We start from the raw sequence: 26687 nt of genomic DNA, 5'->3' as shown, positions 1-26687 counted from the left end.
GGGCTAGGGCCTTGCGTGAGTCGACTTACGTGGGCTACTCGTCGGGGAGGGCGCCGGCGGCGCAGTAGTGGTCGCCCTCGTGACACAGGTAGAGCACGTCGTCTACGAAGTGGAATTCCGGGACGCCCTCGTCGCTCTCGTCGCCGTCCTTGCCGACGTAGATCACGCTGCCTCCCTGTGCAGTCGGTCCAGCTCTGCGTATGCCTCAGGTGCGAAGCTCTGTAGCGCCGACTCCATGACCCTCAGCCGGTTCATCAGCCGCACGTCCGTCGCCACGTCGCGTACCACGTAGCCGTCCGCGGTGCCCTTCATCCGTCGCTTGACGACCGCGCAGCCGAACGGCTGGCCGGCATGGACGGCTTCCTTGTTGGCCTGCGCGATGTAGTCGGAGAGAGTGATGGTCTTCTCCGCCTTCGCCTCCAGGGCGTGTAGGTAGTAGCCGTCGATGTCGCCGATGTCCTTCGACCCCATCTGGACGTTCCGGCGGGCGCCAGGGTTGTGCTGCTCGCGGAGGTAGGCGACGAGGGCGGACTCCCAGGTTGTACCCTTAGCCTTGCTAGAGTTGGCCACCGTCACCTCCACGTCAGATAGGCGTAGAAGCGTCCGACGACAACGCCGAAGCCGACGCGCTTGCCGTCCCGCCGCACCCACTCCGGCGTCACTCCGTAGTACCAGTCGGGAGCACAGGCTCCCGACGTCCATCTGAGCTTCATGACGACTCCTTCCTCCACGGCAGATCCGCAAGCCGCGTCCCCGACTCCACGCGGTACACCAACTCCCAGCCGTCAGCGGTTCGGCCGTAGATCTCGCCTCCGCGCGCTCCCTTGAACTCCTCGTAGCCGACGGCCAGCTTCGCCAGCCCGATGCCGGCATGGAGCTTCACCTCCGGCCGGCGGTCGGGGACGATGGAGGCGAACGGCTCGGCCTTGAGCTTGGCGCGGTACGGGGCGCACTGATCTTCCATCGTCATGACGCTCCCTCCCGCAGCTCCCGTGCCTTGGCCGTGAAGGTGTTGGCGATCCACGCACAGTCCGCCGACACGAAGCGCCTGCGGTTTGCTTCGTTCGCCATGTCCTCCAGCACGCCGGCCAGGAGAGCACGGACGTCGACGTCGGGGCGGATCTCGGTGAGGGGGCCGTGAAGGTCACGGACGTCTTCGATCGACGTCGGAGACGGGTCCGGAGCCACGTAGGCGCTGCTGACGATCTTCGTCAGCTCCAGCATTCCCGGTGCGGTCTCCGTCCACGTGTCGCCGTCGCAGTCCTTGAACTGTCGGTTGCTCATTCGTTCTCCCCTCTCGGTGCGTTCAGGTGTGCGTAGAGCCGTGAGAGCGCCGGCCAGAACGACGGGTCGACGGTCCGCCGCAGCTCTTCGAGGAGCCGCTCACGCTCCTCGGTGGTGAGGTAGACGCAGTACTGGTGGTGCGTGGCCGTCTTGCGGTAGGCCCTCACTGCTCCTCCAACTCCCTCATGAACTCGTCCGTCAGCCAGGGCCAGCGGGCCATCACCGCGCGGGAGACCGGCTCCACGGGCTCTTCGTCGGGAGCGGCCCGGACGACGCGGAGGGTGGGGTCGTGGCTCACGTCGCCTCCCCAGCCACGTGCGCGGGTACGCTGCCGTCCGCCTTGCGGAGGACGAGCACGTTCGAGCCGACCTCACTGCGCTTCGCTCCGCGGTCCCAGTTGGAGTTCGTGACCTCCATCATCGGACGGCCCGACGGGGCGAAGTAGACGACGCCCAGCTTGAAGTAGCTGGAGGACGATGCGGCGGAGAGGACGTAGTCCCCCTCTTCGATGGGTGTTCCGAACGAGTCGTTCACTCGACGACCTCCCACCCCGTCGGTCGGATCTCCACGAGGGGGCCGAAGCGCTCGGCTATCTCCTCCGGGTCCATCGCCAGCCCCACCGACGGAACGTCGTCTTCCACGGTCGGGTCTGAGACGCAGAAGATCTTGCGTGCTCGGTGGTCCGAGATCCAGACGGCACCACCAGCGTCCCTGTAGAACGGCATCAGCTCTCCTCCTGGTTCCTCACGTCGACCACGGCGCCGCGCACGAACGCGACACCGACGGCCTCCCAGTACTTCGCGAAGTCCTTGCGCTCTGCGGCGCTCCTGCGGACGCGGATGACGTCGTCCTTGCCGGCCGCCCGGACATCGCCCAGGGCGGGTGCGTTGGCGGCGTCGATGGTGTGGATGGTCATGCGTCGACAACCTTGGTGAGAGGGCCCCAGCCACGGTTGACGCTGACGATGGTGTCGGCCGTGTTGTTGGACCCCTCGTACATCGTCACGTACGGGATGCCCTCCGGGTCCCGACGACCAGTGAACGACCAGACGTCGGCCTCGGTGTCCCGGTACTTGGCGCTCAGGTCGTACATCACACCGCCGTACTCGAACGTGTCGGCTGGCGGAGCGGGGCTCACGGGGTGTCGCAGTGCCTCCAACAGGCGCTGCATGCAGTCACTGTCAGCGGCGTCGTAGAGCAGTCGCCCCGCCAGCTCCTCCGCCTCGTCTTCCGTCAGCCGGAGGACGACGAACGTCTCTTCCACCGTGCGTGTGCGGGTCTCGTACTGTGCCTCAGCCATGCTCTCTCCTCATGTCAGTAGGTGCGAAGGCGCTTAACGTCGTCAGCCATGGAGTGCAGGACGTACCGCGCGCTCTCCCACCCCAGTCCGGTTCGTCGTTGGGGGTCGGCTACCTCGTCTGCCGCCTCGTTCAGCACCGACGCGCGGTACGTGGCGAGGCCGTTGTGGATCTGCTCGTCTGTCCAGCCGGCGGCCCGGAGGGCATAGCGAATCGAGCCCTCCGCAGCCGCACGCATCTCTCGATGACTTGCCATGCTCTCTCCTCATCTCGGCTGTACTCCTACGCACTCAGCCCCCGGGCCACGTGGGCGCCGGGGGCGGGGTGGTTACTTCTCCAGGGGGCCGAAGTTGCCGACGACGTAGGCGATCGACTCGCCCTGCGACCACGATCCCGAGTCGGAGATGGGCTGGTCGCTACCGCGGGATCGCTCGAACGTCCAGGGGTCGCCGTCGCGGTCGATGTATGTCACGCCGTACTCGTAGGTGACGCCCTCGTACTCGAACGTGTCGGCTGGTGCGTCCTTGACGGGGGTGACTTCGGCGGCGTAGATGCGGCTGCCATCCTCGAAGTCCACGATGTACACGTGGGCGTCGTCGGGCGCGCGGAAGGTACCGACGTTGTACGTCACCGTGCCTACCTGCCCGTGGCGATACTCCGCGTACTTCGCCCGGTCCACCCGGACTCGCGTGCCGACGGGGACGAGGGCGGGCACCTTCTCCATCCAGCGGTCCAGCACCGTGAACGTTTGGGGGTTGTCGTCGGAGGGCTTGTCCACCAGCTTGACGACGTAGACGCCCCCGTCGTCGAACGGGCCGTACTCCACAGTCGCGCGGGCGCCCCGCTTGCGGGTCGTCAGGGTGACTGTGTCGCCGACAGCGAACTTCGCGGGCAGCGGCTCCAGGTCGCTCGCCTTGAATGCCCGCTCGTCGTCGCCGTCCTGCTTGACGACGTACAGCTTGTAGCTGCTGAAGGCGCTGTTCACCGGGCCGTAGGTGACGATGCCTTCGCCGCCGGCCAGGACCCGCACCTTGTCGTCTACCTCGAACTCCGTCATGCTCTCTCCTCCATGCCAAGCGGAAGGCCCCCGCATCGTCGATGTGCGGGGGCCGATGGTGCGTCGGTCAGGCGGTCGGGGCGTCGCCGATGACGACGACGTGTTCGGCGCCGATGGTGCGCAGCCCGAGCGTCTTGCGGGCGGAGATGCCGGACTCGCGGCCCGTGGGGCGGACGGTCAGGACCGGCACCACCCTGCCGGCCGCGCGGTTCGTCTTGGTCTCCACGACCACGGCCTCCGTGACCCGGACCCGGTTCCCGCGTCGGGTGGAGAAGGTGATCAGCTTGCCGGGGCGGATCTCGGCTCCGGTGAAGTCGGTGAGCGGCGTGCGTGCCATGTTCTCTCCTCTGTGGGTGGGTATAGTCGTGACCACGCAGCCCCTTCCGATCTCTACTCGGAAGGGGCTGCGTATGTGTGCCGTGCGGTGGGTCAGGCAGCCGCAGGAAGGTCAGCCGGCTGGGCGGCCTCCGCGACCCCCAGCACCTTGATGACCGGCATGTTGTATGCGACGTCGCGCCCGGCCTTGGTCGTGTACGCCACGTGCTCGATGGTCAGCGTCGCCCGCACCGGACGGCCCTTGTCGGTCACCTTGCCGTCCGCATCCTCCTGCCGGCCGCCCACGGTGTCGATGGCCTCAATGACCTCGTGGAGCACGTTGACGAGGCTCCAGCCACCGGAGTTGAAGCGGAACTTGCCCAGCTCCGGGTGAGCGGCGAGGGCGAACGTCAGGTCGATGCTCGGCTTCGGCCCCTTGCCGCTCTTCGCGCGGGCCTTGCGCTCCTCCAGGAGCGCCGGGCAGCCGCACAGGGTACCGACCAGGGTCGGGTCCTCGTCGGACAGGTACTTGACCCCGTCGCAGTGGTGGGTGAGGCCGGAGAAGCCGAAGAGCTTCATCGAGGCGTCGATGGCGTCGCTGTTCTCGATGATGATCTCCACCGACGCCGACTCGGTGAGCACCTGGAGGTTGTCCTCCTTGTCGGTGTCCCACTCCTCCTTGACGCCGCCCATCAGAGCCGCGATGGTGTCGGCGACGCTCGGGTCCCCGGTGGTGACGCGCCACTCGTTCAGGCTCTCCGGCTGCTTGCCGACGAGCCGGCCGGACCGGAAGCGGCCCACAACGTCGTTGGCGAAGTTCTGCTTCGGACGGGGCTTGGCGTCGGGGTCGGTCTCGAAGATGGAGCGGAGGTTGTTCGCCATGTGTGAGTGCCTCTCGTTGGGTTTGCGTGATGCGGGTCGTTGTCCCCCGCTGCCTTAGTTATGGGGCGATGGCCGCCGGATGTGACGCGCGACTTTCAGGGACTTTTGAGCCGGTAGACGTCGCCGTCCTCGTCGGTGCCCATGTACTCCAGGCGGGGTGCGTGAGTCGACTCACGGAGGTCGGGGTGCTGCGCCTTGTCGGCCAGTTCCTGTGCAGCGTCGGTGTCGCCACCCGCCGCTCGGACGTGCAGGGGGAGGTCCAGCCACACGTCCCCCAGCCAGCCGGTGGCCCACTCGTCGCCGCTTTTGTGCGCGCGGTCCATGTCCTCGTGAATGAAGCGGAGTCCGTCAACGAGGGGCTGCTGAAGGGCTCGGAGTTCCTGGATGGTGGCCCGGTTGGCGCGCAGCCGCTCCAGCTCCGCATTCTTCAGCTCCAGCGCCTCCATGCCGAAGTTCGCTTCGTCCGCGGCACGCCGACGGGCGGACAGCCAGGCGAGCCGGTAGCGATCGCGCTGCTGCCCCGCCTCGTTCATGAACTGAATCGAGCGGACGGCGGTCCACGCTGCGATGTCCTCACTCATTCGCCAGCCTCCACAGGTCTCGGTCCGTCGATGTCACGCGCTTGGGGTTGAGCAGCTTCCACAGGTCCCCCGGCGTGACGTCGCCCGGCAACCGCCCGTCGTCGAAGAGGTGCACGCCGGCTCGGAGGTAGACCTCGTCAACGAGCTGGGAGCAGATCAGATGCCCACTGTTCGCCACCCGGTCCCGCACCCATGCCGGCCGGACATGCCAGGCGGCCAGGCCGAGCGAGACATAGTCCAGGTAGCTGTACGGGGTGCCGTGGAGTACGAGCGCTTGCGTGCAGATCTCAAAGCGCTGCTCGTCCGTCAGCGGGATCTTCCCCGTCGACCATTCCACGGCGGGGCTGGCGTCCTCCAGGGCGATAATCTCCGCCCCACCCGGCATAGCCTGGACGATCATGTTGTCCCGGATGTACACGAACGCGTGCTGGACCGGAGCGGCGTCGCCGATGAGCGCTTGACCGGCAGCGACGAGCTTCCCCGTGATGCCGCCGATCTTGGTCAGGGCGAAGTCACCCGGGAGCGGGGTTACTGCCATCTCTCCTCCTCAATCTCAGAATGCGTGTGTGCCTTGCTGAGCGCCTCCGCGATGACCGGCGCCCACTGCTTCCGACGGGCCTCCACGAGGCGCCTCCAGGGGGCCTCATAGGCTTCGAAGGCGTCGGCCGACGTCGGACCGCCGGCAGCGACAAGATCAGATATACTCATCTCGTCACCTCCAGGTCCGCCAGGAGCGCACGGGCCGGGTCCATATCGTCGGTGTTGCCGTAGTTGTGGACGAGCCCCAGCGCACGGCGGACGAGTTCCAGCTCCGCGAACGTCAGCTCCACATCGACGATGCCTGTGCTCTTGATCTGTGCCACTAGCTGATCTCCACTTCGTGTATGCCGGGCTTCCCTTCCAGGAACCGCGCCACCTGGAGCACGTCGTACACGCCCACGGTGTCGCCCCACTCCAGGTCGGTGACCAGCGCGTGTGCCCTGCGGAACAGGTCGATGCGCTGGAGCTGAGTCTCGGTCTCTGCCGCTTCGGGCGACAGGTCGCCGGCGTCGATGGTGGCCATCAGGACTCCTCCACGTCGGGGTCGATCAGGTCGGCCACTGCCGCACGCGCCTGCCGAATCCTCCGGGCAGCGTCAGACATGCCTTCCCACTCATCGACGCCCACGTCACGAATCTTCCGCGCCGCCCGACGGAGCGTCTCCTCCTGCACCTCCACCAGCGCGCGGTTGCACAGCTCCAACCACCCGTCGGAGCCGTCGGCGTTGACGAGGTCCATCCATGCGCTCATGCCGCCAGCTCCTTGTACGTCTCGACCAGCAGCGCGTTGACGTCGTCCGCAGTCATCACAACCGTGCTGATCGTCTCGCCCCGGGCGTTCCGGGTCTCAAGGTCGAACTCGATCCCGCGCCGGCGGATGGTGACGGTCGAGCCGTCGGCGGTGTGGATGGTTCGTGAGGTCTTCATGCGGCTGTCTCCCAGGTGAGTTGTTGTCCGCTGTTGTTGACCCGCCGCACCCACGCGAGGCACTTGGGCAGGTTGATGTCAGGGCCGAACGCCACATACGTGCCGTCCGCTGACTGACACCCGATGTCGTGCGCGTACTTCAGCCGCTTGTAGGAGTTCACGCGCCCCATGTGCACCCACTTCCCGCGCCGGCGAGCTTCGGCTGTCAGCGCTCGTGCGTGGCTGCCCAGCTTCCATTCCGTGTCACCGCCCAGGAACAGAACGTCGAAGTCATCCCACGGGACTACAAGGCCCTCCAAGCCGTTCTGCCCGACAAGCGCCGCCGGATAGCCGCGCTTACGTATCTCCGGCAGGAACGGGAGAGACCGGGGGAGCGTCTTCGCTGCGTCGCCCACGACGTCAGGAGCAGTGGCGAAAAGGCAGTCCTTCGCTCGGTCGCCGTACTCGTCCAGGAACCGCAGGTAGCCATCGTCACCGGGATACCCACGGCCGAAGCACCCGTTGTCGGCGCCCCAGACCTGCCCACGCGGCAGCTTGTTCCCCTGTGCCGGCGTCTGCATCCACCCCAGGAGGCCCGCCGCCATAGCAGCGCGCACCTTCTCCCCGGACGGGGTCGTCAGGTAGGTGATCACCGTCGCGACCACTTCCAGGCCCGCGCGCCCAGCACCGGGGCAACCACGGCCAACGTTGCCCACCCCTTGCCGACCAACTGGCCGGAGACCGCGAGGGCAGTGACCGGGAAGCCAGCAGCCATCAGGAACACGAAGGTGTCCACGATGGCGCCGACAAGGTTGGACACCGCAGCTGCTCGTAGCCAACCCTTCTCGCGCAGCTTCGTGTAGACGATCATGTCCAGCAGTTCCGCCAGACCGAAGGCGGCAGCGGACGCCACAGCCAGGGTCGGTGTCGCCATCAGAGCTGACACCGCACACCCGACAGCCAGAGCGACAAGGGCCAGCTGTCGCCCGCCCACCTCCTGGACTGCGTCACGCAGCACGAACGACGCACCCGCCAGTACCGTACCTGCGGTTGCCATGAGTCCGAAGCCGACCGGCCACAGGCCGTTGCTCGCCGTAAGTACGTTGGCGGCCACAACGCCAGCGACGTATCCGCCGGCCGCCAGACCTGCGCGCACCTTGATCATCTGTGCTCTCCTCTGCTCGGTGGGTACACGCCCAAAGCCCCCGGCGCCGAAGCAACCGGGGGCTGGGGACTTGCGTGAGTCGACTTACGGAGCTAGTGCTTTGCCCACTCTCTGGCGCAGGCGTCACACAGGCGCATGTCCGCGACCTCCGGGACGTAGCTCTCCCCGGCTTCCGGGCCGCCCATGATGAGATCAACCCCGCCTCTCCACCGATGTGGGTAGGCGTCGTAGCTGCACAGGGTCACGCCCCAGCAGGTGTCGGGGTATATCCACTCACCGGATCCATCACCCCACGTATGCCACGTGTAGCGGAGCAGGCATGCCCGGTAGAGCGTTGGATCGGTGCGCCCGTTGGTGTACCCGGTGAACGCACGCATCGGGTCGGGCTCGTCAGGGCGGGTCCTGAACGGATCGGGCAGTCGACGGCCGAACTCTCGTAGGTTCGTCATCAGCCCTCCTCAGTGCGGCCCGGGGCACTGGCTGGACGGGCAGCCGTGGGAGTGGCACCAGTCGGGCGACCGCATCTCTTCTTCGGTGGCGCTCAGGGTGTGTCTCATGCTGCTGCCTCCCACTTGCCGGCGTCGTTGGCGTCCAGGGTGACCTTGAAGACGCTGCGGGTCTGCGTGTGGTACACACAGATGCCCTCGGGGTTCATGAAACCAGGGGCGGCGTAGGAGCCGTTCTCACGCAGCTCCTTCATCAGGTCGTCGATCATGTCCTGGTCGAAGACTCCTCGGTACAGGATCGGCACGGCGTCGACCTGACCGACCAAGCTCGACTGCGCCGCGCGGGACCCCATGGTCGTCCCGTCCTCGTCCTTCTGCGTGGACCAGCGAACGACGTTGAAGAGGCTGAACCGCTTCTCCGTCATCCCGTATCGACGCTGAATGCCCTGACCCCACCACTCGCCGAAGTGCAGCCCCGGGCCGAAGATGTGGGCCAGCTCGTCGGCGTTCTCTGCCGCCCACCGGGCGAAGCCGTAGTTGTCGGACTCCGGCGTGATGATGCGCTTCCGGGACTGCGCCACGACCTGGCCGTCCTCGCTGATGTGCAGGCCGGCGTTCGTGCCGTCGATCTTCTCCGTGATCACGATCTCGCGGAAGAGCCGCGGGGTCTTGGGCCACTCGCGGAACTCGGGGGTGAAGGTGTCGTTCATGCTCTCTCCTCTGCGCGTGCCAAGGAGGGGCGCCCACGTCGGACGCCCCTCGTGTGTGCCTTGCGTTACTTGCGGAACTTCTTCGCCACGTACGCCAGGGCGTCCGCCCCGATGACGAGGAGGACCGTCGTTCCGTAGCCGATCGCGGGAACGGCCGGCGCGAAGCCGTGGGCGGCACCGACGGCGAGCATGAGGACGAGGGCGACCAGCGGGAGGAGGGCCAGGTCCGTGGCGAGCTTGACGGCGCTCTGCTGGAACGCCTCCCGCTGCCTCTGCTCCTTCGCGCGGGCGCGGTTCTCCGCCGGCGTGGCCGGGTGGTTGGTGGTCATGCGCTCTCCCCCTTGAGTCGCGCGATCTCCCGCGCCTGGCTGATGATGATGTTCTTCAGGTCGTCGATCAGGGACCCGCCAGGGGCGGTGGCGCCCCAGTAGTCTGCGGACGTCTCCAGGCCGGCCAGGCGTTCCCGCAGCGCCTCGCACTCCTTGGACTTCTCATCGAAGTGCTCGTCCGCTACCTCCTCACGACGGATGGCGGCGTTGGCGCGCTCGTACTCGGATCGGAGGAGATCGACCGTGGTGGCGTGCTTGGCAACCAACTCGTCGCGCTCCTCGCGCAGGAGCCGCGCAGCCTCCACCACTCGCTGCATGTGGTCGGCGTCCCAGCGGTGCCCTGGGCCGGCGTCGATGTCGGTCCCGAGGACCCGGGCGAGGTCAGCAACGACCTGACGCGCCTCACCGGCGCGCTCGTTCTCTGCGTAGACGGTGTCCAGGGCAACGCGTTGCAGCTTACGAAACAACTCGCGGTGCTCGGGGTGCACCCGCTCTGCGTCGGCGTAGGCGCTAATCAGTTCGGTGAGCCTCACGCTGCCCTCCGCTCGGTCCCGGTGAGGCGCACCCCGCCCGACGCGATCGGCTTGCCGACGACGCCCTTCTTCCCCTCGCGGTCCCACTCGAACACGGCGCGCAGCGCCTTGAAGGTCTCGTGGACCTCCGGCCCGCACTCGATCGGGTGGAAGGCCCATGCCTCCGGGCGAACGTGGAGGACGGCGCCGCCAGTGATCTCCGGCATCGGGATGGACTTCCCGGTGTCCGCCAGGATGATACGGCTGGCGTAGCGGTAGGCGCTGAGCTGGAGTGCCACGGACTCGTAGACTGCCTTGGATGTCTTCCAGTCGATGATCACGATCTCGCCGTCCACCTTGGCGATCGCGTCGAACGAGCCGGCCACAGCCAGGTCGTCATCCCAGACGGTCTCCTCGAAGTACAGGAACTCCGGCTGGATCTCGTCCAGGAACTCGCGGAAGTGCTTCACGTGGGGCTGTACGTCGGCATGCACGTGGCGGAGATTGATCTCCTCGCCCCGCGCGAGCCGCTCGAAGTACGTGTGTGCGGACGACCCCAGGTCGCTCGCCGCCTTGCTCTTGCGACGATGCGCGTTCTTGAGGTAGTCCATCGCGCCGGCCGGGTCCCGCTCGACAAGCTTGTTGACGATGTCCCAGTTGTCGATCGCCGCCTGCGCCGCCTCCTTCGCCGCCCAGAACACCAGGAACGGCTTGGGCTCCATCCCCACCACCGACGTCACACCCGGGACCTTGATCCGTGAGTCATCCGGGTTGACGTAGAAGCGGCTTCCGCCGCGCTTGATTGTGCTTACCCCGGCCATCTGGCCTCCACCTCGTCGTGTCCTGCTTACGACTTAGTTATGGGGCGATGGCCGCCGGATGTGACGCGAGGCTACCAAGATCTTTCTAGCCTCCGCCCCCCGGACAGACCGAGGACAGAATGGCAAACTAGACCCTTATTTTCATCTAGACCCCACGCGTTAAGGAGAGATGAAAATAAGGGTCTAGTTCGCCATTTTGGCCAGACTCTGTCCTGGGGCGGAGGAGGATGCCGGCTGACGTCAGGCGACGACGAGGCCACTCACCTGGGCTTCTGTGTCAGCTTCCGGAGAGACGCGATCTTCTTCTCCATGGCGGACAGTTCCGCGTCCAGTTTGGCTCGCTGCCCGTCCGTCATGTGCTTCTTGATCACGGTTCGGTCCATCTTGCCTAGAATGTCCCGGGCAACGTCGGCGAGGCGGAGGTGGTCCGCGGTCGCCTTGACGGGCTGACCGGGCACCGCAGGCTCACCGGCCGCCTTCTTCGCCGGCTTCGGGGTGGATTCCTCCACTGCCGTCGTCGCACGAGCGGCACGGATGATGGACGCGTTGACCTTCCGGTTGTCCTGGAGCCGCTCCAGGGCCGACGTGGGCTGAAGGTTGTGGGCCTCCAGCTCTCGCGGTGTCATGTGGCGTCGCAGAACGTTGCTTACGTGCCAACGGACGGCGGCCTGCATCGTCTCCGCCCGCTCTGGGGACAGGCCCATGGACCGGTACATGTCCTTGACGATGGTCCGGTACTCGTGTGACGTCCCCCGCATGTCGCCCAGCTTGACCCGCAGGGCGACTTGCGTCACCGCCAGGTTCTTAAGCAGCGCGGTTGCTTTGCCCTGGATCGCTGCGTACTCGCGGGCGTATGCCTGGCCCCGGGCAACGAGCGCCTGCTCCGTTTCACCCGCCAAGTCCTCCAGCTCCAGCGTCGGCAATGCGCTGTGAGCATCGACGGCGATCTCTCCCGTGGCGGGGCGGGTCAGGTCGCTGGAGGACATGGGGGTACCTCTCACATCACGTGTTCAGCTTGGCGGGTGTCGATCATCGTAGCGTAAGGAGCTGCTGTTAGCCATACCTTACTGACGTCACGACGTCACGACGTCGCAAACGGCTCCCCACAGACGCCGCAGATGACCGGGCCCTTCGCGGCCACTGTGGGAGACATCTGCATCTTGCGCGGCTCGTCGCAGCCGCACTGAAGAGTCAGCCGGTTCGCCGGCCGACGCCGTGCGGGGGTGGCCGGGACGACAAGGTGCGGGAGGACGAGCGGGATGGCGGCGTCCAGGGCCTTCACATCGTCGGCATGGCGCTCCAGTGCGGCAGGGTCCGAGGCAGGGTCGGGGTACCCCTTGGTCTCGGACCGTGGGCGTCCCGGTGACCAGACGAGGCCCACCTCCTCTCCCGCCTCCAGAAACGTGGCGGTGTGGTAAACGCCCCACGACGACGTGTCCTGCTCTCCTCGCACCCAGCAGAGAACGTGAGCGGCCTCGTGGAGTACACAGTCCAGCGTTGCCAGTGCGCCGGCTGCCAGGGTCTCAGCGGAGATGACGAGACCCGTCACTGTCTCGCCCTCCCTCGCCCATCGGTCCTGGCCGTGCCGCGGAGAGGATGGCAGCGGGGACAGCGCTATGCGCATAGGCGGTAGCTCTGGAACATGCTTGCGAACGGTCACCCACGTGGCGTCAAGCGCCTTGAGGAGCGGTCCGGGGGAGGTCGACATGCCCCGACTGTGACATGCCTCTGTTGCGCAACACAAACATCGGTGTACCAGACCGCGAGTCGACTCACGGGTCCCGGGAACGCAAAAGGGCCCCTACCTGCCTGTTACGGCGGGTAGGGGCCCGGGTGGTGGCTGTGAAGTTTTACCTAGAGGTCGGTCGGCGTGACCTTCTTCCGGGCGCTCTCCCCCACTGCGAGGGGGAGCACCACGGCGATCACACCTGCGACGCTCTGTGCGGTCTCCTGCGACGCCAGGGCGGGGATGAGGACGCCCAGTGCCAGGAGGATGCTCGTGAGTGCCGCACGGAGACGTACAGGCTCGGTGGCCGCGAACACCTGGAGCGCGACGATGCCGCGGAGGGTGAGGTCGTTGAGGTATGCGATGAGTCGCTTCATGCGGGGCCCTTCGTCAGAGGCGGTTGGAGTGCCGGCGGGACTCGTCGGCGTAGATGTGCGCGACGGCGATCTGAAGCTTCGCGAGGAACAGCTCGCGGGTGCCGTCGTTCGTCAGGGCGTAGTCGGCGTCAGAGGCCGTCAGGGCGCCTTCCGACTCGTGGTTCAGCTGGGCGACGCCGGGCCGGTCGATGTGCAGGAGGTGGAAGCCGGCGCGCTTCAGGGCTGCCGCCTCGTTGGGGTAGCGGACGTCGGTGATGACGGCCGGGACGCCAGCCTCGTTCGCCTTCTGGACCCGCGCCAGGGCGGCCCGGAGCCAGAAGTCCTCGTCGATGGCTCGGATGGAGGCGCCCAGTTCCTGGAGGATGCGACGGGCGTCCGGAAACTCGTCCTTGGCGTACTCCCAGCCGTCTTCACGCACCACATCGGCCAGGTAGTGCCCGCAACCACTGACGCGCGGATTGATCTTCAGCGCCGCTTCCTTCAGCGGGTCAGCGAACCCGATCCGTCGGTACCCGCGGTTGTCAACGAGCCACTGGCCGGCGGTGTCCTTGCCGACCCGGGCCCGCCCCAGGATGCCGATGTTGCCCATGCGCCCCACTCCCCTTCGGTTGGTGTACCTGGGTTATGGGGCGACTGGACGCTGATGTGACGCGGAGGCCACATGATTTACTTACGGGACGGTAACCCGCACGTTCCGCCAGTGCGGCTTGTTCGCCGTTGACGTCACGGAGCCGGTCGACAGGTGGAAGTACCCGCCTCGGAACGCCGTGTTGGCGACGGTGATCACCGCCGGCGTCTCCAGATCGGTCCTGGTCACCGTGACGTTGGAGGACGTCATCTGAACCTCGAACGACATCCACTCGCCCGCCACCGGGGCAGCCGTGGGAACGGTGCTGCCGATCTGCGTCCCGGAGGTGACTCCCGCAGCGTGCGTGTACAGCTGCATGTCCCCGTTGCCACGGAGCGCCATGTGGTAGCCGCCGCTCGCGTTGACCTGGGAGAAGCGGTAACTGTCGTCCGACGCCTTGCCGAACGCGACGCCGGCGTGCTCCGTCGCCCCGGGGACGCCCTCGTACATCATGTTGAAGTGGATTGTGTATGTGTCCGGCGGCGTCGGGTTGCTCAGCGACCCCATGAGGACGGACCGCTGGGGCAGGGCGTTGATGTAGGCGCTGCCGCCCTCGTCGTCGAACTTGAGAGCCGACGCCTGGTCGTAGTTGATCGTCCCCAGGTCGCCCGGTGCCTTCACCTGCGTCGCGAAGTCGTCGCTCGTGCGGCTCGGTGCGCTGCGCCTGACGTAGATCAGCTGGGCACACATCATCCCCTGAACGCCCAGGGCGACCAGTCGGTCACGCTCGGAGCGTCGGTGGATCTCCCAGGCGATGACGGGCTTCCCACGGGCGACGATGGCCGTCACGCGGGCGTCAGCCGTGTTCGTTGGGACGCCCCACATGTCGATCAGGGACTGATCCAGCGCGTTCATTTGGGCGTCGGTGGTGGCTGCGTCGACGTAGGCCCAGGTCTTGAAGCCGTTCGCCTTCGCCCACGGCCAGGAGGTGGCCAGGTAGTAGTTCTTCCAGACGACGGAGTCCTTCGCCTGCGGGTAGAAGTCCGTCAGGATCTGCTGGACGACCGGCACCGAGGGGTTGCTCTTGGCCTCCAGGAAGATCACGACACGGCCTAGGAAGCGGTCCAGGACCTCCCGCAGCGTCGGGATGGGAGCGTCTGCCCGCCCCTGCCCCAGCATGAGCCGGCCGTTCGTCAGGACCTTGTACTTGAGGGCTGCGTAGTTCCAGTCACTGACGTTGCCCGTGGCGTAGGTTGTGCGTGAGAGGTCCTCGTCGTGGATGCAGACCGGGACGCCGTCGGCCGTCAGCCTGACGGACACCTCGATCGCCCTTGCGCCGGCTGCTACGGCGGCCTCGTAGGCTTCGAGGGTGTGCTCCGGAAACTCCCCGCCGCTCCCTCGGTGCGCGATGTAGAAGGGGGACATCTCCAGCAGCTTGCTGACCGGAACGACGGCCCGGGGCAGTGCGCCGACGTCAGCCGCGGACAGCGTGACTGTGCCTGTCTGACCGTTGACGGAGGAGAGGAGTCCTCCGCCTCCCAGCGCCACGCCCTCCGCCGGCCAGGCTCCTAGTGCCTTCGGGCCGTAGAGCCTGACGTCTCCTGCGGTCTGGTCGACGTACATGTCTCCGTCGCTGCCCAGGAGCGGCGAGGGGGCGCCGGCACCCGTCAGAATGCTCGTCCCTGCCGGCCCTTCCGGTCCAGGGACAAGGACGTACTGGCCGGTCGAAGGGTCGGACGGCGCGATGTCGGCAATGGAGACGACCGGGACCGCGGAGGGGAGACGGATTGCGTAGGTCCGGGACGCGATGTCCTGGAACTTCTCGCAGACCTGGTAGGCCCAGTCGGTGGGCTGCATGTCCATCTGGTCTGTGGCGATCAGGAGGACGGAGAACCCGCCCGTCTCGTCCAGGGTCACCGACGCGGAGCCGGCGCTGACGGTGTTGGCACCCGGTAACGTCACGAGGGACGGTGCGGTGATGGTGACGGACCCCTTCAGCGGGGTGCCGTCGGGTCTTAAGTAGCGCCCCGTCAGCGTGACTGTGGCGATGCCTGCGGGCATGGTCATGTGGTGTCTCCCCCTGTCCGTGGCCGGCTGATGATGTGCTCCGCGTCGTGACCGGCCTGCCACTCCCGGACGCGCGTGATGTCCTCACGGACGTTGTCAATGTCGTCGCGGACGTCGTCGATGCGGGCGTTGAACCGGGCTTCCAGGCGCGTCCCCATGGTGCTCAGGGCATCCAGGGTGGCCGTGCGGGTGGCGTCTCCGTCTTCCTGCACGGCGTTCTGGGCGTGGCGCTTGAGGGCACGAAGGGCGGGCAGGGCCGCCACCACCGCAGCCCCCAGAACGGAGACTGCGGTGATGATGGCGACGAGAATCTCAGGGCTCATCGGCTCACGCCTTGACCTTGAAGCCGCGCTTGGCGCCCAGCTTCTCCAGCGATGCCTTGCCCGGGATGCCGTCGGCCGCGGAACCGGTGTAGCCGCACTTGCGCTGCCAGGCGGCGTAGGCCGTGACCGTGGTGGAGCCGAAGGAACCGTCCGCGGCGTAGGTGGCACTGAGCAGTCCCTCCGCCTTGAGCGCCGCCTCCACGACCTTCACGTCAGCGGGGTGGGTCGTCCCGCCCTGCTTGAGACCGGGGTCACGACGGGCTGCGGCGATGAGGTTCGACAGGTCGACCGTGGGGACGGCAACGGTGGATGCCGGCTTCGTCGCGGGGCCGGACCCGGCAAGGCCAGGCAGGGTGCCCATCAGCTTCTTCAGCGACGTCTCACCGGGAACGCCGTCGGCGTCGGAGCCGGAGTACCCGCACTTGATCTGCCACTTCTGGTAGCTCTTGGTGTCGGCGTCCGTCCACGTCGGCCCGGGGCCTTCGACGTAGGCAGAGCAGCCCTGGGTGACGAGTGCTTTGCCGACGGCCGTCACGTGAGCGCCAGTCGCACCGTAGCCGTACTTCAGGCCGTTGATGGTGACGGTCGCGCGAGAGACGGACGGTGACGAGCTGCCACCGGAGACGGTGCCTGTTCCCGGGGCCGCCTTCAGGATGGCTGACGTGTCAATGGCGCCCGGGTCCCAGTGGTCGTTGCCGGGGACGTGGCAGTGACCGTAGTGGCCGCCCTTCGTCGCCCAGGTGGTGCGGTTCCGCGGGGCGCCCGGGGCACAGCCACCTGCCGGCCAGGAGTCCGGGACGCCCCAGGAGCGGATCGCCCGCATGAGGGCCTTGAAGTTCGGGCCCGGCTTCCAATAACCGGTGAAGGGCGTCGCGGCACGAGCCAGTACCTCAACCTGGATACAGACCTTGCCGGTGCGGTTGGTGCGGGTCACCCCGTCGTTCTTCAGCGCCCGCGCCGACTGGTTGAGCGGCCCGTACTGACCCAGCCGGTCCGTGGTCGGGTCGTAGAGGATGTGCGGCTCCGACGCCACCGACGTCAGGTACTTGCCGACGTTGGTGAACGAGGCGTCACCGTGGCCGCTCTCCGTGGTGTGCCAGACGACACGACCGGGAGCGCCCGGGGAGTCCATGGCGCCTCCGATGCTGCCGCCTCCGAGCCGCTCGGCTTCCTTGATCCAGATTTCACCCATGTGGTGATCCCTCCCAGGCATGAAAGATGCCCCGGCGCTGCGGGGCGATGGTCTGTGTGCGCGAGTCGACTTGCGCGGGTCTTAGTCGATGGAGAACCGGACCGAGTCCAGGCTCAGCCAGGTGCACTTGGTGTCGTTGGGCATCATGTAGATGAGCGAGCCGGCTGACGTCACCGAGACGCGCGCGAGGAAATAGTTCTTCCCTGACGTGGTGTTCCAGTCCCCCGCCACTGGGAAATAGCGGTAATCGCTGCCTCCGGGGCGCGCTTCCGATGGCAGCGTTGCGAAGGTGATCTCAGCGTCCGTCGTCAGAACGGCGCCCGTTGTCCGGCGGAACGTCCCGCGGAGTTGGACCTCGTTGTTCAGGACTCGGTACGCCGGCGAACCACTCTGCGCGGTGTAACCCGTTGCATAGGACAACGGCTTCCAAACGCTGGGGGACAACGGCCTCCAAACGCCGTCCCCGTCCCTCCGGTCGAATCGGTCTTCCGCGATGAGGTACGTAATCATCCCGGGAACGGGCTTGTACGATCCCGTCAACGTCGCTGCCCGCTCGTTGGCGTTGGCGAAACGCATGGTCGTCAGCGGAACGACGCCGTTTACGAGGGACTGGAGCGCGGTCTCGATGTTGGGGGCGTCGGAAAGGACGGGGTACTGGACGTGTTGTCCGTAGCTATCCGGCTTAGGCATTCTGGCTACTCCTCGGAATTCTCAGGGTGCAAGTGCGCCGACGACAATCCAATTGCCGTCCGGGTTGAAATCGACCTTCACCACGTCGCCGACGGCGGGGGCGGTGTAGGACTTCAGCCGGCGCACCTTTGCGACGGCTCCGCGGGCGGTGCTGATGTCGACGGTGCCGTCCGTATAGGTGGCCGTCACAGAGGCCAGGCACCAGCCGCTGGACTCCTGGACCACCGTGCGGCTGGCAGCCCGCTGTACGGCATCTGCGAGCCTCTGACGAGGGTTCACTCGTCGTCCTCCTTCCCTCCACGCAGCACTAGCGCTGCTGAGCCCTCCGCAGTGAGGGGCGTCGTCACGGACTGCACGATGAACAGCTCCCGGCGGCCGGCGTAGGAGACCCGGATGCAGTCACCGCCTTCCAGAGCGGCGTTCGGGATTGCCTCGATCGTCGTCGAGATGTTCGGGGCAATGGCATCGAATAGGGCGTAGTCCGCAGCCGCCTGGCAGGCTCCGGTCGTTATCCAGAGGGCGGAGGAGATGAATTTCGGGACGTGACCGAAAGGACCGTTCCATCTCGTCGGGCTAAGCGGCCCGTTGTCGTACGCAACGGCGCTGACCGGGGCCACACTGGAGGCGGTATTCTCGCCGCTTGCCACGACGGCGTTGTAAACGGCGGTGCGTGACATCTGCCGGGCGGCAGACATAAGCGTTCCGCCTTCTCCCTCCGCGATGTCCCAGACAACGCGGGATGACAACACCTCCGGAACGTCGGCGATCACGAACCGGTCCAGGGCATCGACGTAAACCTCTGCCTGCATCGCTAGGGCGATCTCCTGAACGGCGTCCCAACGGTCTGAGTTCGCGTTCCAGGTGGCAATCGCACAGCTCGGATTCCGGGCTCCCGCCGTTGCGTTGACGATCGTGGCACTTGGGAGCGTTTGACGGATCAGGTACTCAATGGCGTCAACGCATGTGTTGTAACCACGGGTCGACGTCGGCGCCATGAATTTGTCGTCGATGATGTAGCACTCCGACGACTGGCCGGTCAGAGTGCCGGGCCCCAAAAGGGTGTCGCCGCTCGGCTCGTTGATGCGGAACGTTCCGAGGGGAACCATTTCCGTCACGCCGCCGGCGTAGCGGATTCCGCGGGAGACGACGAGCGTTTGCCCGTAGACCGCCAGGGGGTCCAGCGCCCCCCAGGGAAGCCGCCGGGGGTCGGAGACCGTCAGCGAGAGGGAGCGCCGGACCTTGCTTCCCCGGTCCACCGTGACCGAGCCGTCCGAGATACGGAGGTCGGCCACGGTGGTGGCGCCGTCGTACATGGCCCGCACGTTCGTCACCATGGAGTGCGACGTCGTCAGGGTTTCCAGGAAGCGCGGTGTCACGTCCTGCATGCCTAGCCTCCGTTCACTCCGGTGTATACGTCTAGCCAGCTAGTGGCGTTAGTAAGGACCGCCAGCCAGTCCGGGTTGGTGTCGTTGACGGTCTGCCAGGTACGGCCGGCGCTGCCGACAGAGCCGCCGATGGGGCGGTCCACCTCGATCAGGGGGACGGTCCACGAGCGATCCTGGTACTCCGCGAAGTCAACGATGGGCGCCTCCGTGACATCGCCGATCTGCACGTAGGCGTCAGGTTCCTCAAAGAGGCTGGGCCACTGGACGAGCAGCGTGTTCCCTGTCTCCAGGAGCCACCACACGTTGTCCCGGTCCTGACCTGTCTCAGTTACGAGGGTCATCGTTCCTTCGCGCGATGTCCGCACGTCGGAAATGATGACCGGGCGCACCCTGCCCCGGATCTCGTTGACGCCCTGGCGGGCCTTGCGGGTCCATTGGGGCTGCCCACCAGCGGCCACGACTGCCGTCGTCTGCCTGGCCGGAAGGCCGGGGTCCTTGAGCACGACCTCCGTAGGAGGCGGCTCGGGGATGACGATCGCCGATGACGTCGTCGACTGGTAGGCCGAGGACGTCGTCCATAGCTTCAGGTAGTAGCTGACCTGTACACCTAGGGGGGCCTCGTAGTCCTCCGCCACTGCCGTGTCACCCGTCACGAGTACCTGCGAAAGGTCACCGACCGGGCCGCGGACGGCAGTCATGGAACCGTCGCCTTCCATCCGCCACAAGCCCCAGTACGTGTAACCGCCGGTCGTCAGACCCTGGAGCGCGATCGAGGCGCCGAACCGCTCAGGGACGACGTCGGCTATCACGGCCATGCCCCCGGGTACCAAGGAGACGGCGTCGATGTGGATCGACTCCCCCGGGTCCGGAGACTGGATTCGGAACGAGATGCTCAGCCCAGCGGCACCCGTCGGAGCGACTGCGCTTGTCTGGAACGTGTACCAGCCGGCCGTTGACGGGGGGTCAACGGCCCATCGTCGGTCCACGTACTCCAGGGCTCCGTCCGCGGCGTCGTACCAGGAGTACCGCGTGGTGACGTAGCGGGTCGACGACGAGGCCGCCAGACGTATCCGTGGAGTCACCTGGTATGCCTGACGAGGAGCCACCGGGGCGTGCGTCGTGGTCTCCACCGTGGCGTCCGTGGTGCTGCCTGTCGGAGTGACGGCCAGGGACGCGATGCCTTCGTAGGCGTAGGCGGTACTCCGGGCTGCCGTGCAGCCTGAAACCGCCGTCCAGCCGGAGGCATCGACTTCCATCGACGACGTGTTGTAGGGGAGCACCTCCGCGGCCAACCGGGGCGTCACCATCAACGCCACCTGATCCAGGTGCCACGTCTGTCCTGCGGCGGTGGCCATGTGTGCCGGCTGAAGTCTCACCGTCACGGCTCCGGGCGGAGCAGTACGGACGATTGCCAGGCGCGACCATGCTCCGGCGGTCAGCGTGACGGTCTCGGTCTCCAGGGAGATGAGGGCCCCGCCGGCGTCGTACCACTTCAGCATGATGCGGTATTCGCCGGCGGTCACCGCCCGGTACCAGCCGTAGCCGAGGTACTCCGTCCCCACCGTCACAGGGACCGGGGAGGAGGGCCCCACGACCGCCAGGCCGGCGGCCGACGAGGTGACGAGTAGCGAGTACCACCCCTCGAAGGACTGCGCCGACGAGACCGCATAGGTGCAGTTGCCGTACCCCGACCAGCCGCTTGAGCCCACCTCCAGGGACTGGAGGGCATACGACAACAGGTTGCCGGTCAGCACCGCCGGCAGGCCGAAGCTCACCACGTCCGCCACCACCGCAGCCCCAAGCGTCAGCCCGGTGACCGTAAGCGTCACAGAGGCGTAGGCCGCCCCTGCCGGTGCTGTGGCGATCAGGATGGGAGGCGGCTCGGACCATGCCGTTGAGTTCGGCAGGGTCAGGGCCGTCGCCGTAGAGGAGCTGATTGCCGTCCCGCCGGATACCGCGGACCACCAGTCGACGCGAACCGTCGCCGTCCGTCCGGAGGCAGCGACGACGTTAGCGAAGTAGGCGTAGGCCGTGTACTCCTTGGCGGCCGTCACGGCGACCCGGGCTGCTGTGGTTGCGGAGACGGAGCCGGCAGCGGCAGCCGTCATGGAGAGGCTGCCGCTGCCGGCGTACCAGCGGGTGTTGGACCGGGCAATCGTGGTGTTCGCGCCTGCCGTCCACCCGCTGGCGTCGGTGTCGATGCCGGAGGTGTTGGTCCCGAGAAGGTTGGTCGCGACGCTCATCCGCCGTCACCTCCGCTGCCGTCCCCGCCACCGTCGCCTCCCCCGCCGTCACCCTCGCCCCGTCGCTGATGGGCGTCGGGGTTGTAGGGGTCGGGCTCGGGAGGCGGTGCGGTGTACGTCGGGCCCGGGGTCGGGTCGGGCTGTTCGGGGCTGGCCTCGCTCATCAGATCCACCGTCCTGTCTCAATGGCCGAAGCCGTGGTTGCGTCGTGTGCGATGACCTCCGTCCGCACGATGTCGGTGATCTCGCGGTCACCGACGTAAACCCGGACGTCAGCCTGGATCGTCGTCGGGCCCCCACCGCTCTTCTGGCCGGCGGCCTCACGGAACATGCTGCGCGTGTCCGTGTTGCTGATGACCTGAGCCGGGGAGCTGAAGTACGCCAGCTCCGGGCCGTTCTCGCCGACCATCGAGAAGTGCCCGACCGGCGGGTAACCGCCGTTGGCGTAGCCCCCTGGTCGTCCATACGCCTTCGCGATGTTGCCGTAGGCAGCCTTCGCGTAGCGCATGGAGGAGTAGACGTTTGCCAAGGGGTCGATACTGACCCCGTTCAGGAACGGGCCCTTCTTCAGCATGGAGCCGGCGTAGGACTGGAACGTCGGCCGGATGACCTGCATGAGGCCGGTCGACGGGTAGCCGGAACGGGCGTTGCTGTCCCAGTTGTTGACCGCGCGGGGGTTGCCGCCCGACTCCTGGTTCATGCGAGCCAGCGTCACGTTCGCGTACGACGAGGGGTTGCCCGTCAGGCGCAGAGCCTGGTTGACCACTCCGCGCCAGCGAGCAACGCCAGCGCCCACGTTGCCGCCTCCGCCGCTGCCCTCCAGGTAACCCATGGGGTCGACCGTCTTCCCGTTGAGCCGTGCCTCCAGGTGGAGGTGCGGCCCGGTGACGTTGCCGGTGGCTCCGACACGGCCGATCACCTGGCCCTGCTTCACGGTGTCACCGACGTGCATGAGGATCTTACTCATGTGCGCGTACAGCGACTGGAGGCCGCCACCGTGGTTGATCATCCCGTGGATGCCGTACGGGCCGCCGCTCGTCGACTGCGTCACCTTGCCGTCAGCGACTGCCTTGATGGCGGTGCCGACAGCTGCGGGGAAGTCAAGCCCGGTGTGGTGCCCGGAGGACCACAGGGAGCCGGCCTTGCCGAAGCGTGTGCCGAAGGCTGCGTTGACCGGCTTGACCCACTGACCGTTACCCCCGTCGCTCCCGCCCCCGAAGACGTCGAGGAGGGAGAGCGCCTTGTCCTTCAGGCTGGACAGCATTTCGATAGGCATCTTCGCCACCGACGTGGCCCAGGGGCTCGTCAGAATGGGCTTCATCTGGTCGGTGATAGCGGTCTTCGCCTTGTCGAATATCTTCGACGGGTTGAGGTAGTCGGTGGCGCCAGTTATGGCGTCCCCGACGTCCTTGCCGCGATCCTTGAACCAGCCCCATGTCTTCCCCACGACCCCGCCGTCCTTGAACGCCGGCATGCCGTTGGAAATCGCCTTCTGAACGCCTCCAACGCCGCCTGAACGGGCAGCGGCATTCCACTCATTGATCCGGTCGGCACCGATTGCCCGGGTCCACTCAGGGCGCATGATGGCCTCACCACCACCAACGGCGATGACCCGGTCGTCACGGCCCGGAGAATAGCCGGACATGATGCCGCCCGTGTGGAACCCTTCCAGGTCCATCTTCTTGAGCTTGTCGGCGCCGGTCACGCCTGCCACGCCATTCCAAAGGGGCACGATGCCCTTGTTGTAGACGTGGTCGATGATGAACTTGACCGGCTTCTTGGCGATGTCCTGAAGCTGGTCCCAATGCTTCTTGATCAGGTCCTTGGCGGCGCGGAATCCGTCGGCGATCTTGTCCAGACCCTCACCGATGAGATCGAAGGAGGGCTTCAGCGCCTTCTTCCAGAGCCATTCCGCCTTGTCCCCGATCCAGCCGAAAACGGGCTTGATCACCTTGTCCCAGAGCCACCGGGCTGCAATGCCTAGTGCGTCCAGCTGCTTCTTCGCCTCGCCGAAGGCGGGCTTGATCGCCTTCTCCCAGAGCCACTTGGCCTTGTCGCCTATCCAGCCGAAGGCTGGCTTGATCGCCTTCTCCCAGAGCCAGACAGCCGCCTTGCCAATGGCGTCGAAAGCGGGCTTGATGACGTCCCACACCCACTTCGCGTGAGCCGCCAGGAGCTTGAACATGGCGATCACTGGAGCGAGAAGGACCACCACCAGAGCCGTGAACAGGAGCTGAGCGGCGTCAGCGATGAAGTCGAAGGACGGCTTGATCGCCTCCTCCCACAGCCAGACAGCGACGTCGCCGACGCCCTTGATCACGGTCCAGATCAGGGAGAAGGTGGGCTTCAAGATCCGGTCCCACAGGAACTTGACTGCGGTGCCGATTCCCTTTGCCGCCCCGTCCACCGCGTTCCGGAACCAGTCCCAATGGGTGTAGGCGTATATGACGCCGGCAACGAGGAGCGCGACGACGATGATGATTGCCCGGATGACCGGGACGATTCCCGTCGCGTTGATCGCCACCGCCCATCCGGACGTCACCAGAGTGGCACCGGCAATAGCGATCTCATAGAGGGCCATCGCCGCTCCGAATGCCGCCATGCCCAGGGCGATAGCCTTCTGGGCGAAGTACAGGCCCCAGAGAGTCTGGATAAACCCTGGAGCGTTCGTAGAGAGCCAGGAGATAGCGTCGAAAACTGTGCCGACGACCGCGAACATCTGCTGTGACAGGGGTGCCAGCGCCTTTGATACGTCCAGCATCGCCCGGAATATGTCACCTATGAAGGCTGCCAGGCCCGGGGATGTCGTCTTGACGTAGGCGAGGAACTTCTCGAAATCAGGCGAGCCCTTCAGGCTGCTGCCCCATTTGGCGAATCGCCCCGTGATGCGGTCGGAGTTCTCAACGATCCCTCCCATGTGGGGGAGGAAAGCGTCGATCATCCCGGCAATGCCCTTGAGGACGTTACCGAATGCCGTGCCGAAGCCGACCACGGCCGGCTCAACGTTCTCTTTCAGGTCTGCTTTGAAGCTCTCCCAGAAGGGAGTCTTCATCTGCGCCGACGCCTTGTCCATCAGCGTCTGAATTCCGGAGGCGGCGCCCTTGACCAGCGGCGTCAGACCAGGCAGGGAGTTCTTCATCCCGTCGACGCCGCGCGTGAAGATCGGCAGTACGTCGGGGTGCAGGGTCTTTTGCCAGTCGTCGAACGCCTTCTTCAACCCCCGGGGGCCGGCGATTGCCTCGAAGAGATCCCGCTGCGGACCGCTGAGCTTCGCGAGTGCCTTACGGTACTCCTCCTGCTTGCTGATCGCCTTCGTCGTGGTGTCGATCCCGGAGAGGCGGGCGGACTCCACGCCACGCTCCGCGGAGGAGATGGACTCCGCGGCCGACACCTGAGCGTCAGCCACGCCCTGGACGGCGTCAGCAAGGTTCCGCTGCGCGTCGGCCACGGACTGGGCCGCTTCGATCTGAGCGCGGGCGGCAGCCTTCTGGGCGTCCGCGACGGCCTTTGTGTTGTCCTTGACGTTGCGCTGGGCGTCGGCCAGGCGCTCGGTGGCGTCCTTGACCGCATCCGCCCCATCGACGCCGGCCTTGCGCTGTTTGGTTGCCTCCTTCTGGAGGTCGGCGTAGTCCTGCTTCTGCTCCTTGGCGTTCTGCTTGGCCCGGTCGAACGCCAGCTGAGCGGCGTCGACGTCCAGATCCGACGCCTGCCCGACCTCGGCCTTGGCAAGCGTCTCGTTGAGAGACTCCTGTGCCTGCTGGACACGGAGGGTTGCCTCGCGCTGATCCAGGGCACCGTCAAGGAGTTTGTCGTTCAGGTCGGCGAGCTGCCTCGCAGCATCCTTACGTGCATCGGTCAGCGCCTCTTCGGCCCGCCGCGCATCGCGCTGGGAGTCGGCGAGGGAGCGCTCAGCCCGCTCGACCGCCTCCGTGGCCTGACGCCGCTGGTCCATGGCCCGGATGCCGGCCTGAGCGAGGGACCGCTCTGCGTTCTCCACCGACCGGTTGGCCGACGCGATGGAGCGAGCAGCGTTGCGGTGAGCGGAGGCAAGCGACGCTTGTGCGCTGGTCATCTGAAGGGCCCGCTGGGCGGCCTGGACGGTTGCCTTGGCGCCGTTGTCCGTCGCCTTCGCAGCGTCGTCCTCCGCAGCCTTCTTCGCCGCCAGGGCTTCGGTGATGCCCTTGATGGCTGGAATGGCCACCAGTGCGAGCGCACCGACACCTGCGCCGGCAGTTGTCGCCAGGGCTGCGATGGCACCGAGACCCGCCAGAAGCGGCGGGGCGACGGGGATAGCAGCAAGGACCGCAACCTGGATCGCCAGGTGCATCAGCGCGTTTGTAGCCTGCCGGGTATCCGCGACGGCCTTGATGTTGAAGACCGCCGTGTTGTCGGCCATGGCCCGCAGGGCGGCCAGCTGAGCAGCTGCACGGCCGGCGTCAACCCGGACGTCGATGTCGTGCTTCTGGATACTCAGGACTGCAAGACGCGCCTGGATTTCCTCGATCTCCGCCATGGCGGCCTTGGCGTCGATGTCGATACCGACGCGGGCGTCAGCCAGGGCGTCCAGGCGGACCCGGAGTCGCTGGATCTCAGCACGGGCGGGCGACGTGTCGGCGTCGATGTTGATCTCAGGAAGCGACGCCTGAGCCTGTGCGACGACCGCCCGGAGCTTAGCTCCGAAGGCGCCGTCCACCTCCAGCTCAATGGTGCCCGGCCGACGGGTCAGAGCGGCAATCTCCGCCCTGATCTCCGCAAGGGCCGCACGAGCTGTTGCGGTGTCGGCCCTGACAGCGATATTCGGATGGGCGGCACCGAGCCGGCGGAGCTGCTCCTCCAGCTTGGTGACCTCTGCCTGTGCGGCTTCCGCGCTGACGTCAATGCCGATGCGCTTGTTGGAAAGCTGCTCCAGCTTGGCGCGGATGCGGGCGAGTTCAGCGTCAACACCCTCATCGGAGAGCTTCACGTCCAGCTTCGGCATCGCCTTGAACGCAGCTTCCAGCTTGCGCCGGATGGAGCGTGCGAACGCACCGCCCGCGTCGTCACCCTGCTTGCCCGCGACCCGGACACCGGCCTTGCCGCCCTGGTTAATGGCGTCGGGGATGGAGATGACGATGTTCTTCGAAATCGCCTCCCCCATCCGACGGCCTGCTTCCTCGCCCACCTTGTCGGCGATGGGGAGGACGAGGGCCTTCAGCTTGGTGTGGAACTGGGGGATGACAGGTACGACGTCGACCGCCGCACCACCGACGATATCCAGGTCCGGCATGCGCCT

The 26687-nt window shown here is 66.6% G+C and carries 41 protein-coding genes; all 41 read right to left on the bottom strand.

The window, feature by feature from the left end:
- Positions 1-34 precede the first annotated feature (34 nt).
- Complete coding sequence (locus tag B082_RS40315; protein ID WP_018555323.1) at positions 35-166, bottom strand: hypothetical protein; 132 nt, start codon at positions 164-166, stop codon at positions 35-37.
- Positions 163-582, bottom strand: coding sequence for a hypothetical protein (locus tag B082_RS0129095; protein WP_234018254.1), 420 nt, complete (start codon positions 580-582; stop codon positions 163-165). Before B082_RS0129095 ends, B082_RS40315 begins: the two co-directional genes overlap by 4 nt.
- Entirely contained in the window at positions 573-713 is a 141-nt protein-coding gene (locus tag B082_RS39315; RefSeq protein WP_018555321.1) for a hypothetical protein, read from the bottom strand. Before B082_RS39315 ends, B082_RS0129095 begins: the two co-directional genes overlap by 10 nt.
- A complete protein-coding gene (locus B082_RS0129085) occupies positions 710-970 on the bottom strand; it encodes a hypothetical protein (RefSeq protein WP_018555320.1) in 261 nt (86 codons plus the stop codon). Before B082_RS0129085 ends, B082_RS39315 begins: the two co-directional genes overlap by 4 nt.
- Complete coding sequence (locus tag B082_RS0129080; protein WP_018555319.1) at positions 967-1284, bottom strand: hypothetical protein; 318 nt, start codon at positions 1282-1284, stop codon at positions 967-969. Before B082_RS0129080 ends, B082_RS0129085 begins: the two co-directional genes overlap by 4 nt.
- Positions 1281-1451 (bottom strand): hypothetical protein, encoded by a 171-nt coding sequence (locus tag B082_RS39610; protein ID WP_018555318.1) that lies wholly within the window; start codon positions 1449-1451, stop codon positions 1281-1283. The genes B082_RS0129080 and B082_RS39610 overlap by 4 nt, the downstream gene beginning before the upstream one ends.
- Positions 1448-1582, bottom strand: coding sequence for a hypothetical protein (locus tag B082_RS40310; protein ID WP_018555317.1), 135 nt, complete (start codon positions 1580-1582; stop codon positions 1448-1450). The genes B082_RS39610 and B082_RS40310 overlap by 4 nt, the downstream gene beginning before the upstream one ends.
- Positions 1579-1818 carry a hypothetical protein gene (locus B082_RS0129065; RefSeq protein ID WP_018555316.1) on the bottom strand — a complete coding sequence of 80 codons (240 nt, stop codon included), beginning with the start codon at positions 1816-1818 and terminating at the stop codon, positions 1579-1581. Before B082_RS0129065 ends, B082_RS40310 begins: the two co-directional genes overlap by 4 nt.
- Positions 1815-2009, bottom strand: a complete 195-nt coding sequence (locus tag B082_RS0129060) for a hypothetical protein (RefSeq protein WP_018555315.1) — start codon at positions 2007-2009, stop codon at positions 1815-1817. The genes B082_RS0129065 and B082_RS0129060 overlap by 4 nt, the downstream gene beginning before the upstream one ends.
- The gene (locus tag B082_RS0129055) at positions 2009-2200 is read right to left on the bottom strand and encodes a hypothetical protein (protein WP_018555314.1); all 192 of its coding nucleotides are present in this window, start codon (positions 2198-2200) and stop codon (positions 2009-2011) included. Before B082_RS0129055 ends, B082_RS0129060 begins: the two co-directional genes overlap by 1 nt.
- On the bottom strand, positions 2197-2583 hold the full coding sequence (locus tag B082_RS0129050; protein WP_018555313.1) for a phiSA1p31-related protein: 387 nt from the start codon (positions 2581-2583) through the stop codon (positions 2197-2199). The genes B082_RS0129055 and B082_RS0129050 overlap by 4 nt, the downstream gene beginning before the upstream one ends.
- A gap of 14 nt (positions 2584-2597) precedes the next feature.
- A complete protein-coding gene (locus tag B082_RS0129045) occupies positions 2598-2837 on the bottom strand; it encodes a hypothetical protein (RefSeq protein WP_158688909.1) in 240 nt (79 codons plus the stop codon).
- A gap of 72 nt (positions 2838-2909) precedes the next feature.
- The gene (locus B082_RS0129040; protein WP_018555311.1) at positions 2910-3638 is read right to left on the bottom strand and encodes a phiSA1p31-related protein; all 729 of its coding nucleotides are present in this window, start codon (positions 3636-3638) and stop codon (positions 2910-2912) included.
- Positions 3639-3705: 67 nt separating this feature from the next.
- Positions 3706-3975: a hypothetical protein gene (locus B082_RS0129035; RefSeq protein ID WP_018555310.1), complete on the bottom strand. Its 270-nt coding sequence runs from the start codon at positions 3973-3975 to the stop codon at positions 3706-3708.
- Between the two features lie 92 nt (positions 3976-4067).
- A complete protein-coding gene (locus tag B082_RS0129030; RefSeq protein ID WP_018555309.1) occupies positions 4068-4835 on the bottom strand; it encodes a hypothetical protein in 768 nt (255 codons plus the stop codon).
- A gap of 95 nt (positions 4836-4930) precedes the next feature.
- Positions 4931-5416 (bottom strand): hypothetical protein, encoded by a 486-nt coding sequence (locus tag B082_RS0129025; protein WP_018555308.1) that lies wholly within the window; start codon positions 5414-5416, stop codon positions 4931-4933.
- A complete protein-coding gene (locus B082_RS36925; RefSeq protein WP_018555307.1) occupies positions 5409-5954 on the bottom strand; it encodes a hypothetical protein in 546 nt (181 codons plus the stop codon). The genes B082_RS0129025 and B082_RS36925 overlap by 8 nt, the downstream gene beginning before the upstream one ends.
- 166 nt (positions 5955-6120) lie before the next feature.
- Positions 6121-6279 (bottom strand): hypothetical protein, encoded by a 159-nt coding sequence (locus B082_RS39605; RefSeq protein ID WP_018555305.1) that lies wholly within the window; start codon positions 6277-6279, stop codon positions 6121-6123.
- Positions 6279-6479: a hypothetical protein gene (locus B082_RS0129005; RefSeq protein WP_018555304.1), complete on the bottom strand. Its 201-nt coding sequence runs from the start codon at positions 6477-6479 to the stop codon at positions 6279-6281. The genes B082_RS39605 and B082_RS0129005 overlap by 1 nt, the downstream gene beginning before the upstream one ends.
- Positions 6479-6706 carry a hypothetical protein gene (locus B082_RS0129000; protein ID WP_018555303.1) on the bottom strand — a complete coding sequence of 76 codons (228 nt, stop codon included), beginning with the start codon at positions 6704-6706 and terminating at the stop codon, positions 6479-6481. Before B082_RS0129000 ends, B082_RS0129005 begins: the two co-directional genes overlap by 1 nt.
- Positions 6703-6882, bottom strand: a complete 180-nt coding sequence (locus B082_RS0128995) for a hypothetical protein (protein WP_018555302.1) — start codon at positions 6880-6882, stop codon at positions 6703-6705. The genes B082_RS0129000 and B082_RS0128995 overlap by 4 nt, the downstream gene beginning before the upstream one ends.
- Positions 6879-7514, bottom strand: a complete 636-nt coding sequence (locus B082_RS36920) for a hypothetical protein (RefSeq protein ID WP_234018253.1) — start codon at positions 7512-7514, stop codon at positions 6879-6881. The genes B082_RS0128995 and B082_RS36920 overlap by 4 nt, the downstream gene beginning before the upstream one ends.
- Positions 7511-8026 carry a VUT family protein gene (locus tag B082_RS0128985; protein WP_018555300.1) on the bottom strand — a complete coding sequence of 172 codons (516 nt, stop codon included), beginning with the start codon at positions 8024-8026 and terminating at the stop codon, positions 7511-7513. The genes B082_RS36920 and B082_RS0128985 overlap by 4 nt, the downstream gene beginning before the upstream one ends.
- A gap of 92 nt (positions 8027-8118) precedes the next feature.
- Entirely contained in the window at positions 8119-8475 is a 357-nt protein-coding gene (locus tag B082_RS0128980; RefSeq protein ID WP_018555299.1) for a hypothetical protein, read from the bottom strand.
- A gap of 104 nt (positions 8476-8579) precedes the next feature.
- Positions 8580-9182 (bottom strand): RNA ligase family protein, encoded by a 603-nt coding sequence (locus tag B082_RS0128975; RefSeq protein WP_018555298.1) that lies wholly within the window; start codon positions 9180-9182, stop codon positions 8580-8582.
- A gap of 65 nt (positions 9183-9247) precedes the next feature.
- A complete protein-coding gene (locus B082_RS0128970) occupies positions 9248-9511 on the bottom strand; it encodes a hypothetical protein (RefSeq protein WP_018555297.1) in 264 nt (87 codons plus the stop codon).
- On the bottom strand, positions 9508-10044 hold the full coding sequence (locus B082_RS0128965) for a hypothetical protein (protein ID WP_018555296.1): 537 nt from the start codon (positions 10042-10044) through the stop codon (positions 9508-9510). Before B082_RS0128965 ends, B082_RS0128970 begins: the two co-directional genes overlap by 4 nt.
- A complete protein-coding gene (locus tag B082_RS0128960) occupies positions 10041-10844 on the bottom strand; it encodes a PD-(D/E)XK nuclease family protein (RefSeq protein ID WP_018555295.1) in 804 nt (267 codons plus the stop codon). The genes B082_RS0128965 and B082_RS0128960 overlap by 4 nt, the downstream gene beginning before the upstream one ends.
- Positions 10845-11104: 260 nt before the next feature.
- Positions 11105-11830 (bottom strand): hypothetical protein, encoded by a 726-nt coding sequence (locus tag B082_RS0128955; protein ID WP_018555294.1) that lies wholly within the window; start codon positions 11828-11830, stop codon positions 11105-11107.
- Positions 11831-11925: 95 nt separating this feature from the next.
- A complete protein-coding gene (locus B082_RS0128950) occupies positions 11926-12552 on the bottom strand; it encodes a hypothetical protein (protein WP_158688908.1) in 627 nt (208 codons plus the stop codon).
- A gap of 146 nt (positions 12553-12698) precedes the next feature.
- Positions 12699-12947, bottom strand: coding sequence for a hypothetical protein (locus B082_RS0128945; RefSeq protein WP_018555292.1), 249 nt, complete (start codon positions 12945-12947; stop codon positions 12699-12701).
- A 13-nt stretch (positions 12948-12960) separates the two neighbouring features.
- Positions 12961-13536 (bottom strand): hypothetical protein, encoded by a 576-nt coding sequence (locus B082_RS0128940; RefSeq protein WP_018555291.1) that lies wholly within the window; start codon positions 13534-13536, stop codon positions 12961-12963.
- Between the two features lie 81 nt (positions 13537-13617).
- Complete coding sequence (locus B082_RS0128935) at positions 13618-15582, bottom strand: glycerophosphodiester phosphodiesterase (protein WP_018555290.1); 1965 nt, start codon at positions 15580-15582, stop codon at positions 13618-13620.
- Positions 15579-15905 (bottom strand): hypothetical protein, encoded by a 327-nt coding sequence (locus tag B082_RS0128930; RefSeq protein ID WP_018555289.1) that lies wholly within the window; start codon positions 15903-15905, stop codon positions 15579-15581. The genes B082_RS0128935 and B082_RS0128930 overlap by 4 nt, the downstream gene beginning before the upstream one ends.
- Before the next feature lie 4 nt (positions 15906-15909).
- Positions 15910-17097, bottom strand: a complete 1188-nt coding sequence (locus B082_RS0128925) for a peptidoglycan-binding protein (RefSeq protein ID WP_018555288.1) — start codon at positions 17095-17097, stop codon at positions 15910-15912.
- A gap of 81 nt (positions 17098-17178) precedes the next feature.
- Positions 17179-17787, bottom strand: coding sequence for a hypothetical protein (locus B082_RS0128920; RefSeq protein WP_018555287.1), 609 nt, complete (start codon positions 17785-17787; stop codon positions 17179-17181).
- Between the two features lie 21 nt (positions 17788-17808).
- The gene (locus tag B082_RS39055; protein WP_202453547.1) at positions 17809-18066 is read right to left on the bottom strand and encodes a hypothetical protein; all 258 of its coding nucleotides are present in this window, start codon (positions 18064-18066) and stop codon (positions 17809-17811) included.
- Positions 18063-19172 (bottom strand): DUF5047 domain-containing protein, encoded by a 1110-nt coding sequence (locus B082_RS0128910; RefSeq protein ID WP_018555285.1) that lies wholly within the window; start codon positions 19170-19172, stop codon positions 18063-18065. The genes B082_RS39055 and B082_RS0128910 overlap by 4 nt, the downstream gene beginning before the upstream one ends.
- Positions 19173-19174: 2 nt before the next feature.
- Positions 19175-21415, bottom strand: a complete 2241-nt coding sequence (locus B082_RS0128905; RefSeq protein ID WP_020573040.1) for a hypothetical protein — start codon at positions 21413-21415, stop codon at positions 19175-19177.
- A complete protein-coding gene (locus B082_RS39310; protein WP_158688907.1) occupies positions 21412-21579 on the bottom strand; it encodes a hypothetical protein in 168 nt (55 codons plus the stop codon). The genes B082_RS0128905 and B082_RS39310 overlap by 4 nt, the downstream gene beginning before the upstream one ends.
- A complete protein-coding gene (locus B082_RS0128900) occupies positions 21579-26681 on the bottom strand; it encodes a peptidoglycan DD-metalloendopeptidase family protein (protein WP_018555284.1) in 5103 nt (1700 codons plus the stop codon). The genes B082_RS39310 and B082_RS0128900 overlap by 1 nt, the downstream gene beginning before the upstream one ends.
- Positions 26682-26687: the final 6 nt, after the last annotated feature.

The sequence above is a fragment of the Streptomyces sp. ATexAB-D23 genome (assembly GCF_000373645.1).
GTDB classification, from domain to species: Bacteria; Actinomycetota; Actinomycetes; order Streptomycetales; family Streptomycetaceae; genus Streptomyces; species Streptomyces castrisilvae.
This window is presented reverse-complemented; position numbering and strand designations above follow the sequence as displayed.